The organism is Chloroflexus sp., from assembly GCF_034435895.1.
Classification (GTDB): Bacteria; Chloroflexota; Chloroflexia; order Chloroflexales; family Chloroflexaceae; genus Chloroflexus.
The window spans coordinates 1-12,398 of the sequence record NZ_DAOTWH010000248.1 but is presented as its reverse complement, the minus strand read 5'-3'; the positions used below and the strand labels follow the sequence as shown (position 1 = coordinate 12,398).

General features: G+C 59.2%; 15 protein-coding genes and 1 tRNA gene. 3 read left to right on the top strand and 13 right to left on the bottom strand.

Annotated features, from left to right (window positions below; genetic code table 11):
* From U9R81_RS14305 to U9R81_RS14250, 12 genes are all read right to left on the bottom strand, one after another.
* Positions 1 to 716: 4Fe-4S dicluster domain-containing protein (locus U9R81_RS14305; RefSeq protein WP_322496106.1), on the bottom strand; the 716-nt coding region annotated here is incomplete at its 3' end.
* Positions 713 to 1,822, bottom strand: coding sequence for an NADH-quinone oxidoreductase subunit D (locus U9R81_RS14300; RefSeq protein WP_322496105.1), 1,110 nt, complete (start codon positions 1,820 to 1,822; stop codon positions 713 to 715). The genes U9R81_RS14300 and U9R81_RS14305, both read right to left, overlap by 4 nt.
* Before the next feature lie 224 nt (positions 1,823 to 2,046).
* Entirely contained in the window at positions 2,047 to 2,574 is a 528-nt protein-coding gene (locus tag U9R81_RS14295) for an NADH-quinone oxidoreductase subunit C (RefSeq protein WP_322496104.1), read from the bottom strand.
* On the bottom strand, positions 2,567 to 3,361 hold the full coding sequence (locus U9R81_RS14290) for an NADH-quinone oxidoreductase subunit B (protein WP_322496107.1): 795 nt from the start codon (positions 3,359 to 3,361) through the stop codon (positions 2,567 to 2,569). Before U9R81_RS14290 ends, U9R81_RS14295 begins: the two co-directional genes overlap by 8 nt.
* Positions 3,362 to 3,363: 2 nt before the next feature.
* Positions 3,364 to 3,720: an NADH-quinone oxidoreductase subunit A gene (locus U9R81_RS14285; RefSeq protein ID WP_066791367.1), complete on the bottom strand. Its 357-nt coding sequence runs from the start codon at positions 3,718 to 3,720 to the stop codon at positions 3,364 to 3,366.
* 129 nt (positions 3,721 to 3,849) lie between these two features.
* A complete protein-coding gene (locus tag U9R81_RS14280; protein WP_322496103.1) occupies positions 3,850 to 4,314 on the bottom strand; it encodes an FHA domain-containing protein in 465 nt (154 codons plus the stop codon).
* A gap of 3 nt (positions 4,315 to 4,317) precedes the next feature.
* Positions 4,318 to 5,034, bottom strand: coding sequence for a DUF3662 and FHA domain-containing protein (locus U9R81_RS14275; protein WP_322496102.1), 717 nt, complete (start codon positions 5,032 to 5,034; stop codon positions 4,318 to 4,320).
* A 19-nt stretch (positions 5,035 to 5,053) separates the two neighbouring features.
* Positions 5,054 to 5,740, bottom strand: coding sequence for a tRNA (adenosine(37)-N6)-threonylcarbamoyltransferase complex dimerization subunit type 1 TsaB (gene tsaB, locus U9R81_RS14270; protein WP_322496101.1), 687 nt, complete (start codon positions 5,738 to 5,740; stop codon positions 5,054 to 5,056).
* A complete protein-coding gene (gene tsaE, locus U9R81_RS14265; RefSeq protein ID WP_322496100.1) occupies positions 5,740 to 6,261 on the bottom strand; it encodes a tRNA (adenosine(37)-N6)-threonylcarbamoyltransferase complex ATPase subunit type 1 TsaE in 522 nt (173 codons plus the stop codon). Before tsaE ends, tsaB begins: the two co-directional genes overlap by 1 nt.
* A gap of 77 nt (positions 6,262 to 6,338) precedes the next feature.
* Positions 6,339 to 6,704, bottom strand: coding sequence for a hypothetical protein (locus U9R81_RS14260; RefSeq protein ID WP_322496099.1), 366 nt, complete (start codon positions 6,702 to 6,704; stop codon positions 6,339 to 6,341).
* A 281-nt stretch (positions 6,705 to 6,985) separates the two neighbouring features.
* Positions 6,986 to 8,416, bottom strand: a complete 1,431-nt coding sequence (locus tag U9R81_RS14255; RefSeq protein WP_416180971.1) for an undecaprenyl-phosphate glucose phosphotransferase — start codon at positions 8,414 to 8,416, stop codon at positions 6,986 to 6,988.
* Between the two features lie 10 nt (positions 8,417 to 8,426).
* Positions 8,427 to 9,326: a glycosyltransferase family 2 protein gene (locus U9R81_RS14250; RefSeq protein WP_322496097.1), complete on the bottom strand. Its 900-nt coding sequence runs from the start codon at positions 9,324 to 9,326 to the stop codon at positions 8,427 to 8,429.
* Between the two features lie 300 nt (positions 9,327 to 9,626).
* On the opposite strand from U9R81_RS14250, the gene U9R81_RS14245 reads away from it, so the two are divergent.
* Both U9R81_RS14245 and pufM read left to right on the top strand, forming a co-directional pair.
* A complete protein-coding gene (locus tag U9R81_RS14245) occupies positions 9,627 to 10,562 on the top strand; it encodes a photosynthetic reaction center subunit L (protein WP_322496096.1) in 936 nt (311 codons plus the stop codon).
* Positions 10,563 to 10,578: 16 nt separating this feature from the next.
* Entirely contained in the window at positions 10,579 to 11,493 is a 915-nt protein-coding gene (pufM, locus tag U9R81_RS14240; RefSeq protein ID WP_322496095.1) for a photosynthetic reaction center subunit M, read from the top strand.
* Between the two features lie 138 nt (positions 11,494 to 11,631).
* On the opposite strand, the gene U9R81_RS14235 is transcribed toward pufM, so the two are convergent.
* Positions 11,632 to 12,243 carry a hypothetical protein gene (locus U9R81_RS14235; RefSeq protein WP_322496094.1) on the bottom strand — a complete coding sequence of 204 codons (612 nt, stop codon included), beginning with the start codon at positions 12,241 to 12,243 and terminating at the stop codon, positions 11,632 to 11,634.
* Positions 12,244 to 12,340: 97 nt separating this feature from the next.
* On the opposite strand from U9R81_RS14235, the gene U9R81_RS14230 reads away from it, so the two are divergent.
* Positions 12,341 to 12,398 (top strand) — tRNA-Gly (locus U9R81_RS14230).

The following is a 12,398-nucleotide window of genomic DNA, read 5'->3' as shown; positions in this document are numbered from 1 at the left end:
GCAGCCGCCGCTGCTTGTGCCGCCTGCGCCGCTTGCGCCGCCAACTCAGCCCGCCGCGCCGCGATCTTCTCGGTCAACTGCGGCGCCAAGCCAATGACATCGGGCCGGCGGCGAATGTTGCCCTGCAACTTCTTCAACGCCCCCTCACGCACCTCGGCCCACATCGTGGGTGCGATGTGGGCGTAATAGCTGATTGGCCGGAGCAACTGCTCTTTATGCACCGTCAACTGAGTGTGATCGTCGGTGGAAAGCTCAAACTCGTGATCCATCTTGATCGCGTCGAATGGGCAAACCTCGGCACAAAAGCCACAGCTCATGCAGGCATCGTACTCGATGATAAACTCGGCCACTGCCGGCACCGGCTTCCCGGTAGCCGGATCTTTGGCCTGCGTCATGTGGATCACCTGCGGCGGGCAGATCCGTTCGCACTGGAAGCACGAGGTGCAAAGTTCGTGACCCGTCTCGTCATCGTAGAGCAGGATCGGCATGTTGCGGTAGGCTTCCGGGATGCGCGGCTGCTCTTCCGGGTACTCGATCGTAAACGTGCCGTGGATCTGGCTGTAGCTGCGATTGAGCTTAAACGACTCCTTCCAGTGCTTCCAGATCACCGCCATCCCGCGCAGCAGACCGGCGCCGCGCCGCACGCGGGTATCGTCGCGCTGCACTTCGATCACCCGCCCACGCGGAATCTCTATCTCAAACGGCGAGGCTGTCATCGATCCACCTCCCCCATCACGATGTCAATACTGCCAAGGATGACCACAATATCGGCCACCTTATAACCGCGGCACATATCGGCCAGCGGGGTGAGATTGATGAACGACGGCGCGCGCACTTTGTAGCGGTACGGTCGAGTGCTGCCATCGCTAACCAGATAGAAGCCGAGTTCACCTTTGGGCGACTCAATGCGGGCGTAGGCATCACCCACCGGCGGGCGCACGTTCTGGCGGGCTTTGGGGTTGATGTGGCCGCCCTTAGCGTCGGGCAACTGCTCAAGCACCTGCTCGATAATCCGCTTGCTCTGGCGCATCTCCTCGATCCGCACCAGAAAGCGGTCGTACACATCGCCCACCTTGCCGACCGGCACATCAAAATCAAACCGGTCATAGACACTGTACGGCTCGGCTTTGCGCACATCGTAGGGGATGCCGGAACCACGCAGCACCGGGCCACTGACGCCATACGACAGGGCAACTTCCGGCGGCAGAATGCCGATCCCGATCGCCCGTTGCAGCAAAATCTCGTTATCGCGCAGCAACCGCTCCAGTTCATCGATATACGCCGGCAGCGCGCGCAGCAACTCGCGCAAATTAGGAATAAATTCAGGGGGTAGATCGCGCACCACACCGCCGAACCGGAAATAATTGCACATCAAACGCGCGCCGCTCGCCATCTCGAACAGATCGAGAATCTTCTCACGCTCGCGCATCCCAAACGCCAGCGGCGTCTGCCACGCACCCATGTCGTTGATCATAAAGCCGACCGCGCTGGCATGATTAAGGATGCGGGTCAGCTCGACCATCAACACCCGGATATACTCGGCCCGTTCGGGCACCTCGATCCCGGCCAGCCGCTCGACCGCCATCGCATAAGCTTGATTATTAGCCATTGAATTGAAGTAATCGAGCCGATCGGTGTAGGGCATATTCTGCAAATACGAATTCGCCTCGGCGATCTGCTCGTGGTTGCGATGGAGATAGCCAAACACCGGCTTCAGATCAATCACCGTCTCACCGTCGACCGTCACCAGCATGCGAAACACGCCGTGAGTGGACGGGTGTTGCGGGCCGATATTGACTTGCAGCTCTTGGGTCTGAAGCATAGCAGCACCGGTTTTTTCTATGCTGATAGCCCATTCGCTTGTGGCGAGATCAGGCTAGGTTGATTGAGCGTCAAACGATCGACGAGTATCGTAGAACTTTTCGCAAATGCGGCAGTGAAACTGCCGCACTCCATCCGGATCAGCTTACATTCAGCGCACGTAGTACATCCACGATGATGTTCACGGGCAAGAAAGCCACCCACTACAGCACCATCACTACTCTCTCACCCCTCACTCTCACCACCCAAATATTTATCACCCTGCCGGGGAAAGTCTTTGCGCATAGGGAAACCTTCAAACTCATCCCACATATAGATGCGGCGCAAGAAGGGATGGCCGGTAAACTCGATCCCAAACAGATCAAACGCCTCGCGCTCGTGGAAGTTGGCGGCAGGCCAGCGCGGCGTCAGCGACGGCACGACCGGCTCATCACGCGGCACGCGCACGCGCAATACGATACTGGGGCCGCCAGATGGATGGTAGAAGCGGTAGACCAGCTCGAAGCAACCGGCGTGCAGGTAATCGACCACCGCAATATCGGACAGATAGGCATAGCCGAGCGTATCACGCACAAAGAGCGCCGCAGCGACCAACTGATCGGGCCGCACCACCGGATCAGGCGGGTTAAACAGGCCGGGTTGGGGGCCGTGGGCGGGTGGCGGCGTGATCGCCAGCGGTTCCGCCGTGACCAACGCAGCCGGCAATGCCTCGGCAAGGCGGGCGCGCAGCTCGGCAGGAGTCATCTCAGGCATCGCTCACCCCGCTTCGCTTCAAATCATCGGCGGCGATCTCAGGCGAGATACCGCGCGCCTTCAAGGCATGCTCCAATTCAACTTCCGGATCCATAATCGGGAACTGGCGCACCACTTCGGGATGCTCGATCTGGCCCGACCGCCGTTCGCCGTGGCTCGGCGAGGTATACGAGCTAAGCAACGGCAACCCGCCGACCGGATCGACCAGCTTGCCGTCAATCTCTAGCCCTTTGGCGCCAAACGTAGGCACCGGAAAATCGTCCGTTTGCGGTTTCTCACCGCTGCCATACCAGCGCACCTGGCCAAGCTTCTGCTGATCGATCTGCTCTTGCAAGGTCATCAGCGCGTGGAGCAGGGCTTCAGGGCGCGGCGGGCAACCGGGAACGTAGACATCAACCGGGATGAGCAAGTCAATCCCGCGCAACACGTTATAGCCATCGCGAAACGGGCCGCCGGACGTAGCGCACGCCCCCATTGAAATCACATAGCGCGGCTCGGCCATCTGGTTATAGAGCCGCACCACCTGCGGAGCCATCTTCTTGGTCACGGTGCCGGCCACAATCATCAGATCGGCTTGGCGCGGCGACGCGCGAAACAGCTCAGCGCCGAAGCGAGCGACATCGTAGCGGCTCAGACCAAACGCCATCATTTCGATGGCGCAACAGGCCAACCCAAACGCCATTGGCCAGATCGACGAACGGCGGCCCCAGTTGTAAAACCGATTGACGGTGGTTAACAAAATTCCCTGCCGCTCAAGTTCGAGCTGGGCCGGATCGACATCAGCCATAATCACACCCACTCTAGAGCGCCTTTGCGCCATTCGTAGAGCAAGCCGGCAAACAGCATGAGGAGGAAAATCGTCGCCGCAATCAGGCCATAGAGACCAACTGCATTGAATGCTACCGCCCACGGATACAAGAAGATTACTTCAATATCGAAAATCACGAAGGCAAGCGCATAGAGGTAATACTGCACTTTGAATTGGACGTGGACATCGCCCAGCGCTTCCAACCCGCACTCGTAGGTGCTGGTTTTCAGCGGCGTCGGGCGTTTAGGGCGCAGGAAGAAGGCGAGCACGAGCGGGATCAGCGGGAAGCTGATCGCAGCAAGCAGAAAGATGCCTATCAGAGCATAATCGGCAAGCATTGCCTATCCTCCGTTGGGCGGGTGAAACAAAAAGGCGATAAAAAGTATATCACAAATGCGTACCAACCGGCGCAACCTTCCGGCCAGAATTGTAATGAGTATTTATCATAGTTGGTAGCGAAATGACAACTATCTGCCGTCTGACGGCTCGAAGCGCAGTTCGACCCGGCCCACCCGAATCGCATCGCCGGGATGGACTTCGGTCGGCTCGGTCACTTCAAAGCCATTGAGGAAGGTGCCGTTGGTGCTATTGAGGTCTTCGAGGATCCAGACGTTGCCGCGGCGCTTGAGACGCGCATGCTCGCTAGAGAGAAAGGTATCATTCAGCACAATATCACAGTGCGGGCTTCGCCCAATCAAGGTATCAGGATTGAGCGGAAAGGTCTTGCCAACCGCCACCCCGCTTTGGCCAGAAATCGTCACCACCAACTGGCCATATGGGCTCGCGACAGTGGGCGCTACGGCGGAACGCGCTAGATCGCGCCGGATCACCTGCACCACCTGCCAGAGAAAGAAGTACAGCAGAAAGACGACCGCTACCCGCAGCAAGAGCAAGATAATGCCGATCGAGATGCTGGCGATATCGAAAAACATCGGCTAGCCCTCGCGAAAGGTCAACTCAAGCCCGCCCAACGAGACGACATCACCATCGCGCAGCGCGCGTTCAGCAATCCGTTCGCCATTCACAAACGTCCCGTTGGTACTGCCAAGATCAAACAACCAGAACTGGCGTTGGCGGTAGCGCAACTGGGCATGCTTGCGCGACACGCGCGTGTCTTCGAGGATAATATCATTATCGAGGCCGCGGCCAATCGTCACTGTGGTCGTCTCGATCGGCAGCGCCTGCGGTTCGTGGCCGGTATGCAAGAGCAGAAACGCCCTCGACGAGCGGCCAACCCCTCGATCAGCCTGCATAATCATCGTCATATTCGGCTGTTCGGCTTGGCTATCGCTCATTTCGGCCACCACCTGTATCGAACGGCGCGACACCGAGGGGTCTTCGGCCAGCACGACGCGCGGCTGGTCAAGCAGGGTAAAGTTGCGTTCAGCGGCCAGCTCGCTCAGGTAGGTAGCCATCTCTTGTTCGAGCTGCTGGCGCACCGGTTGGAACGCAGCAAAATCTTGCGGATGCAGATAGGCGCGGTAGAAACTCGGCACAATCACCCGCTTGATACTAATCTTCTGATTGCTCTCCATAGCCCGTTCCAGCCGGCGGGCAATTTCGACGGGTTGGATCGGGCTGCGGAACATCCGCGCCACCGATCCTTCGACCATCTGCTCCATAAACTGTTCAAAGCGACGTAGGGCAGACATAGCTTCCCTCCGCAGAAGATCAGCTTGGCCGCGCACCGGCGGCAGGCGCGCGCACCGGTTCGCCAAGGTAGATGGGTTCAAGCGTGGCCAGATCATCGTAACGCTGTTCGAGATGGCGTTGCCATGCCAGCTCGGCCAAAAAGGCAGGCCGGCGCAGCCGCGCGGCGGGCAGCGGCAACAGCGCCCGATCGCCCAAGCCACGTTGCAAACCGGCGATCGTAGCCGCGTCGAGATCGCCGCAGAACAACGCTGGGCCGTTTACCTCGGCGCACAGCTCGCTGAGGGTCAGATTACGATCAGGAGCAAGGCGTTCGAGCCGGTCGCGCGCAACGAATGGCGCGGTCGCGTAACGTTCCCTGCCCAACCGGATCAGCGGGTAGACGGGCAACGTCGTGGGCAGATACTGATACGCCAGCGCATCAAGCGTCGGGATACCGATCAACGGTAGATCAGCGGCCAAGGCCATCCCCTTGGCCAGACTCAGCCCGACCCGCAAGCCGCTCCAACTCCCCGGCCCCAACCCCACGGCGAGCACGGTAAGATCAGCCGGCGCCGCGCCGGCATAGCGTAACAACGCATCGATCTGCGGCAACAGTTGGGCAGTATGGTTCCGCCCTGACTCCCACACGCTTTCGGCGAGCGGGCCATGGGGACCATAGAGCGCCAGACCGGTGAGAGCGGTAGCGGTATCGATCGCGAGCAACATTAGCCGAACGTCGCCTCCTTAAACATTGCCAGCAGCTCGCGGTAACGAGCGCCGCGCGGCGCCAACCGCAACCGCCGCTTGGTCTCGCTCACATAACTCAGGGTAATATGCACATGGTCAGGCGGCAACGCCGCTGACGCCCGTTCAGGCCATTCGATCAGGCATACGCCATCGGCCAGCCAGAGTTCATCGAGGCCAATCGTAGCTAATTCGGTCACGCCGCTGACGCGGTAGAGATCAACGTGATAGATCGGCAACCGGCCATGCGCGCCATCGGCGCGATACTCATTGATCAGCACGAAAGTGGGGCTGGTCACCGGGCCGTCATACCCCAACCCGCGTGCAATCCCTTTGATCAGGTGGGTTTTGCCAGCGCCGAGCGGCCCTGACAACAGCGCCACATCGCCGGCGCGCAACAAATGACCGAGCCGGGCGCCGATCCGTTCGGTTTGCGCCGGGCTATGGCTGATAAAATCGAGCTCGTGCGGCGTTTGCGCCGCCGGTAACAATGGTTCGGTCATGGCACTATTGTACCATAGGGGAGAACGGGGAGCAGAGCAGCAATACGGGCGGGTTTGCAACCCGCCCGTACTCGCTATCATCCGAGATCAACTGCCGGATTGAGACCGGCAGCCGCGATCGCACTGGCTGGGGGAAGATCAGTGGTGAGCGTCATCATCGCATGGCGCAACTCTTGGGCGGTGCGGCGAGCTTCATTGCTAAAGACGCCATCAACCGCAATGAGCAGGCCGCGGGTTAGGCGACGGAGGAAGAGGATTTCGGCAAAATCTTGCACATCAGCGGCGGTAATGAGCGCGCGGCGCTGAACTAGCACCGCAAACGGCTGGCCAGATAGTTCGGCCAAGACCAACAAACAGCGCGTCGCACGCAACTGTTCGGCAGTGATAACCTGATAGCCAAGCCGGCGAGCATGGGCGGCGGCTTCACGAGCGACTACATCCATCGTTATCCTCCTCCATTGAGGACACTGGCCTCGCGCGCGGGCGATGGGGCATTACGCTGATGGAGAAGATATTCGTTGCTTAGCATACCATACTTTACGCAGATTTTGGCAAGCTCGCGTGAGATGATGGCCGGTTGTCATTGCGAGCGCGTGCAGCGTCCGAAGCAATCTCCCCTTTTGGCGCAGACCAATGGCGGGCAGGTAGAGCTTCCGCTGAAGCGGGGGATTGCTGCGCCGCCGGAGGCGGCTCGCAATGACAAGCGGGGCGCGGGATGAGCCCCTCAATACGCATTCTCTTGCCGGCCAGTGATGAAGTTAATGATAGTGCGCAAAATGATCTTAATATCGAAGAGCAGTGACCAATTTTCCACGTAATACAGATCGTAGCGGGTACGTTCTTCGATGCTGGTATCGCCACGCAAGCCGTTCACCTGCGCCCAACCAGTCAGACCGGCCTTCTCTTTATGGCGGCGCATGTAGCGCGGAATCTGCTGGCGGAACTGCTCAACCCAACGCGCCTGTTCAGGACGGGGGCCGACGATTGACATCTCGCCGATCAAGACATTGATCAACTGCGGCAGCTCATCGAGGCTGGTGCGGCGCAACCAGCGCCCGACGCGCGTCACCCGCGGATCATTCTGCACCGTCCACGTACTAAACCGTTCAGCATCGGGGCGCATGGTGCGAAACTTAATCATCCAGAACGGCTTGCCATCGAGACCGACGCGCTCTTGCAAAAAGAAGACCGGGCCACGCGACTCAAGCCGGATAGCGAGGGCGATTAACAGCATCACCGGCGCTGCAAACAACAACACCAGCGACGCCACCACCAGATCGAGGCCGCGCTTGAGCACCCGATTCCACGGATTATCGAGCGCGGCGTTCTTGACGCTGACCAGCGGCAAATCGCGCAGATCGCCGATCGATACCTCGTTATTAGTAATCAGTTGGAAGGTATCAGGATAGACCTTGATTTCGACCGACTCATCTTCGGCCAGCGCAATCACTTCTACCAGATCCTGCGAGGAACGGCCAGAGAGGGCGATAATCACCTCATCGGCGCGGGTCGCCCGGATCACGCGGCAAATATGTTCGGCGCGACCGAGCACCGGCAAACCATCGACAATCTCGCCAATCGGGACGGTATCGGAGAGAAAGCACTGCACGCGATAACCCAATTCGGGCCGGCGGCGGATGGTATTCCACACCAAGCGACCGGGTTCGCGCGCGCCGACGATCAACACCCGGCGGGTATCGATGTCGAAATAGCGGCGCAACATATAGACCAGCGCGCGATGAGAGAAGCGGCCAAACAGGCAGGCCGCCACTGCCAAGCCCCAACCCTGAAAGAGAATATCGCGCGTCCACGGCATCTCTTCGCCGCCGAACTCGCCGATGAGAGCATTGATGAAAATGACCAAGACCATCGTAAACGAGACCGCCGTCACCACCTTCACCGCTTCATCGAGGCGTGAGGCGCCGCGTTTCATCTCGTAGAGGCCATGGCTGGCAAACACAATCAGGGCGGTCACACTGCCGATCACACTCAAGCGGAGGGGAGCCAACGGATCGACAGGTATACGAAACCCGGCGGCAGCGAGCGAATCGGCGCCGAAGGCATAGGCAAGCTGCGCCGCCAGATTCAGCGCCGCCACATCAATCACGACTATCAGCAAGCGCAGCAACGCGCGCCACGAGCGCGGGCGCAACAACGACCGCGCTTTAACTGGCGCGACGCGCGTTGGATGGGAGGAGGAGATTGCGGCCAAGCGCCCACAGCTCCTTTACCGTAATACCCAGCTCGATCAGGCCATTGAGCGGCGCCGGCGTGGTGGCGGCGTAATGTTTGCGATGAAACAGCCGCATCGCATCGTAAAAGGCGCGGATCGACGGAATCGGGCGGCGGCTGGAAGCGGCCCGCTTGTAGTGGTAGACCGTCACTGCAGGATAATAGACAATCTTCCAGCCGTACTGCTTGATCCGGTAGGCCCAATCGAGATCTTCGCCATACATAAAAAACGTCTCGTCGAGCAGGCCAACTTCGCGCACCACCGCTGTGCGCACCATCATGCAGGCCCCCACCACCGAATCGACCTCGGTCTCAACATCAGGATCGAGGTAGGTCATGTTGTAGGCAGCAAAACGGCGGCTGCGCGGGAAGAGGCGGGACAGACCGAACAGGCGGTAGAAAGCGATCGCCGGGGTGGGAAAGCTCCGCCGGCAGGCCAGATCAAGCGAGCCATCAGGCAAGAGCAACTTTGGCCCCACCGCCCCTACCGCCGGATGGCGTTCGAGATAATCAACCAAGCCGTCAAGCGCGCCCGGCGGCACAATCGTATCGTTATTCAGCAACAGGAGATAGGCCGGCGGATCGGGCAAGGCCAGAATTTGACGCAAGGCCAGATTATTGCCGGCGGAAAAACCGCCGTTGACCGGACTTTCAATTAAATGCACCCACGGAAACCGATCACGCACCAATGCCGCACTGCCATCGGTCGAAGCATTATCAACCACCCACACCGACAGCGTACAACGGGTGGGAGCGGCAGCGATCGAGGCCAAACAATCAGCGAGTAGATCGGACCGGTTATAGTTGAGAATAACAACGGCAAGACTGGTCATTGCACGCCCGTTCGGTCAGTTTTGGCTTGCTGACGCACCCTCAGTATACCATAAGTCCCTCTTGTTTTATATGCAAGAAGTGAACAAGAGATGTTCAAGGTGCAAGGAACGTGTTTTGAGGCTTTATAATGCAAAATTAAATATCGACACCCGTAGCTTGACAATGCCTGTCAAGCGTATTATACTGGCCGAAAAGGGCGCGAGATTTTGCTTATCATTACACGCTGTCGCTGTCAGGGCAGTGGAAAGGCGCGATGAAGAAGGCGGTCGCCGCGCCAGCCGTCAGCAGAGGGAGTCGCTATGAGCAGAGCAAAAGCGAAAGACCCCCGCTTTCCCGACTTTTCGTTCACCGTGATTGAAGGTGCGCGATCGACACGGGTACCGGGAGGGCGCACGATCGAAGAAATCGAGCCGGAGTACAAGATCAAAGGGCGCACAACGTTTAGCGCACTCTTCCGCTACGATCCCTTCGATTTCTGGGTAGGCCCGTTCTACGTCGGCTTCTGGGGCTTCATCTCGGTCATTGGCATCATTTTTGGGACATACTTTTACGTCAATGCAACCATCTTGAACGGCCCCTACTCCATTCCGCAAAACTTCTTCGCCGGGCGCATCGATCCGCCGCCGGCTGAACTTGGGCTTGGGTTTGCAATGCCGGGCCAGCAAGGGTTTGAGTGGCAGATGACGGTGTTCTTCGCCACGATCGCCTTCTTCGGTTGGATGATGCGGCAGGTTGACATCAGTATGAAGCTCGATATGGGCTACCATATCGCGGTGGCCTACGGCGTGGTCTTCTCGGCGTGGCTGGTGTTGCAAGTGATCCGCCCGATTGCGCTGGGGATGTGGCACGAAGGCTTTGTGCTCGGTGTGATGCCGCACCTCGACTGGGTGTCGAACTTCGGCTACCGCTACAACAACTTCTTCTACAACCCCTTCCACGCAATTGGGATCACGGGTCTCTTCGCCTCCACATGGCTGCTGGCCTGCCACGGCTCGCTGATCCTGAGCGCGGCGCAGTACCGCGGCCCCGAAGGCGGCGACATCGAGAACGTCTTCTTCCGTGATGTGCAGTACTACTCAGTCGGCGAAGCCGGCGTCCACCGCCTTGGCTTTATCTTCGCCTGCGGCGGCGTCTTGTCAGCCGATCTGTGCATCTTGTTGTCGGGGTGGCCGGTGCAAGATTGGGTGAGCTTCTGGAACTTCTGGAACAACCTCCCCTTCTGGAGCGGCGTCTAGAGAGGAGCAACGTGATATGGCGACAATGAACATGGCGCCGGGCGATCTGGAACTAGGCCGAGATCGCGGTCGCATCGGCAAACCGATCGAGATTCCGCTGCTTGAGAACTTTGGGTTTGATAGCCAGCTTGGCCCGTTCTACCTTGGTTTCTGGAATGCAGTGGCCTACATTACCGGCGGTATCTTCACTTTTATCTGGCTGGTGGTGATGCTGGCGCAGGTGAACTATAATCCGGTCGCGTTCATCAAGTATTTTGTGGTGTTGCAGATCGATCCGCCGTCAGCGCGCTATGGGCTGAGCTTCCCGCCGCTGAATGAGGGCGGCTGGTGGTTGATTGCCACCTTCTTCCTCACGGTGTCGATCTTCGCGTGGTATATGCATATCTATACCCGCGCCAAGGCGCTCGGCATTAAACCCTATCTAGCCTACGGCTTCACCGGCGCAATTGCGCTCTATCTGGTGATCTACATCATCCGCCCGATGTGGATGGGTGATTGGTCGGAAGCGCCGCCTCACGGGATCAAGGCCCTACTCGACTGGACGAATAACGTGAGCGTGCGCTACGGCAACTTCTATTACAACCCGTTCCACATGCTCTCGATCTTCTTCCTGCTCGGCTCAACCGTCTTGTTGGCGATGCACGCCGGCACGATTTGGGCGCTTGAGAAGTATGCTGCGCATGAGGAATGGAACGAGATTCAGGCTCCCGGCACCGGCACCGAGCGGGCGCAGCTCTTCTGGCGCTGGTGCATGGGCTTCAACGCCAATGCTTACTCGATCCACCTGTGGGCCTTCTGGTTCGCATGGCTGTGCGGTATCACCGGCGCGCTAGGGGTCTTCTTCTCGATGCCCGATTTCGTGAATAACTGGTTCCAGTGGGGTGTCGAGGCCGGCATTGCTTACCCGCAAGGGCCAACCCCCTTGCCCTAAGTGGTACACCTTCCACCTTCCTCCCACCTCACGCCCGCCGGTTTGCGGGCGTGAGGTTTTGGCAACGCAAAAATGCGACGCGAGCCAGCGGCAAGCGATCAGAATAGCGCAAGGGCACGCGCCATCAGCGGCCTTGGGCTAGCGCAGCTCGTTGACCCGCTCGACCGGCATCCCCAATGCTAACGCCATTGCATTGACCAGCGGTTGCAGCGCTGCTGGTACGGCGGCGCTATCAATAATCCACACTTCATCGCCAACCAGCAGCTCAAATGCGAGCACCGGCTGCAGACGGCGCACCAGACCGCCGGCGACAATCCGGTAGGGGCGCAAGCGCAACCCCGTGATCGCGGCGCGATCGATCTGCTGCTCGCGTGGTCGCCCGACCCGGCTGGTTTGGCGGATGGTGAAGGTCTCGGCGTCGAGCGTAATTTCATTGGCAGTGGTGGCAATCGCATAGCCGCCAATCAACCGTTGGATCGCCAAGCCGCCAAACAACCCGCCGGCAGCGGCGCTCAGACCAGCCGTGGCAAAACCCAACTCTTGCAGCGATGCTAATACGCCAGCGAGTAACGCGACCACGGCAATGGCCATCAACACCCCGCCACCGACAAAGAGCGGGAGCGCCGCGGCCCGATTCGCGCGCGGGTACGACCGTAAATGCACGCGATCAGGTTCCGCAACAATAACTTGATAGTACGGGGTGAGGCCGAGACGGCGACCGAGGCGTTGGCGCAGGGATGGTGATGTCATAGCATTCCACATGAACGATCAAGGCTTCCTTGCACCGATCCTACCACACTTGCACGAATCGACAGATCGTGCTATACTCTAAGTGCAATGCGGGAGTGGCTCAGTTGGTAGAGCGACACCTTGCCAAGGTGTAGGTCGCGGGTTCGAATCCCGTC

Coding starts and splice junctions, on each gene's coding strand:
- pufM (WP_322496095.1), top strand. CDS start 10,579: ATGGCGACAATGAACATGGCGCCGGGCGATCTGGAACTAGGCCGAGAT.
- U9R81_RS14245 (WP_322496096.1), top strand. CDS start 9,627: ATGAGCAGAGCAAAAGCGAAAGACCCCCGCTTTCCCGACTTTTCGTTC.
- tsaE (WP_322496100.1), bottom strand. CDS start 6,261: ATGACCGAACCATTGTTACCGGCGGCGCAAACGCCGCACGAGCTCGAT.
- U9R81_RS14295 (WP_322496104.1), bottom strand. CDS start 2,574: ATGCCTGAGATGACTCCTGCCGAGCTGCGCGCCCGCCTTGCCGAGGCA.
- U9R81_RS14280 (WP_322496103.1), bottom strand. CDS start 4,314: ATGTTTTTCGATATCGCCAGCATCTCGATCGGCATTATCTTGCTCTTG.
- U9R81_RS14290 (WP_322496107.1), bottom strand. CDS start 3,361: ATGGCTGATGTCGATCCGGCCCAGCTCGAACTTGAGCGGCAGGGAATT.
- tsaB (WP_322496101.1), bottom strand. CDS start 5,740: ATGTTGCTCGCGATCGATACCGCTACCGCTCTCACCGGTCTGGCGCTC.
- U9R81_RS14300 (WP_322496105.1), bottom strand. CDS start 1,822: ATGCTTCAGACCCAAGAGCTGCAAGTCAATATCGGCCCGCAACACCCG.
- U9R81_RS14275 (WP_322496102.1), bottom strand. CDS start 5,034: ATGTCTGCCCTACGTCGCTTTGAACAGTTTATGGAGCAGATGGTCGAA.
- U9R81_RS14235 (WP_322496094.1), bottom strand. CDS start 12,243: ATGACATCACCATCCCTGCGCCAACGCCTCGGTCGCCGTCTCGGCCTC.
- U9R81_RS14260 (WP_322496099.1), bottom strand. CDS start 6,704: ATGGATGTAGTCGCTCGTGAAGCCGCCGCCCATGCTCGCCGGCTTGGC.
- U9R81_RS14285 (WP_066791367.1), bottom strand. CDS start 3,720: ATGCTTGCCGATTATGCTCTGATAGGCATCTTTCTGCTTGCTGCGATC.
- U9R81_RS14250 (WP_322496097.1), bottom strand. CDS start 9,326: ATGACCAGTCTTGCCGTTGTTATTCTCAACTATAACCGGTCCGATCTA.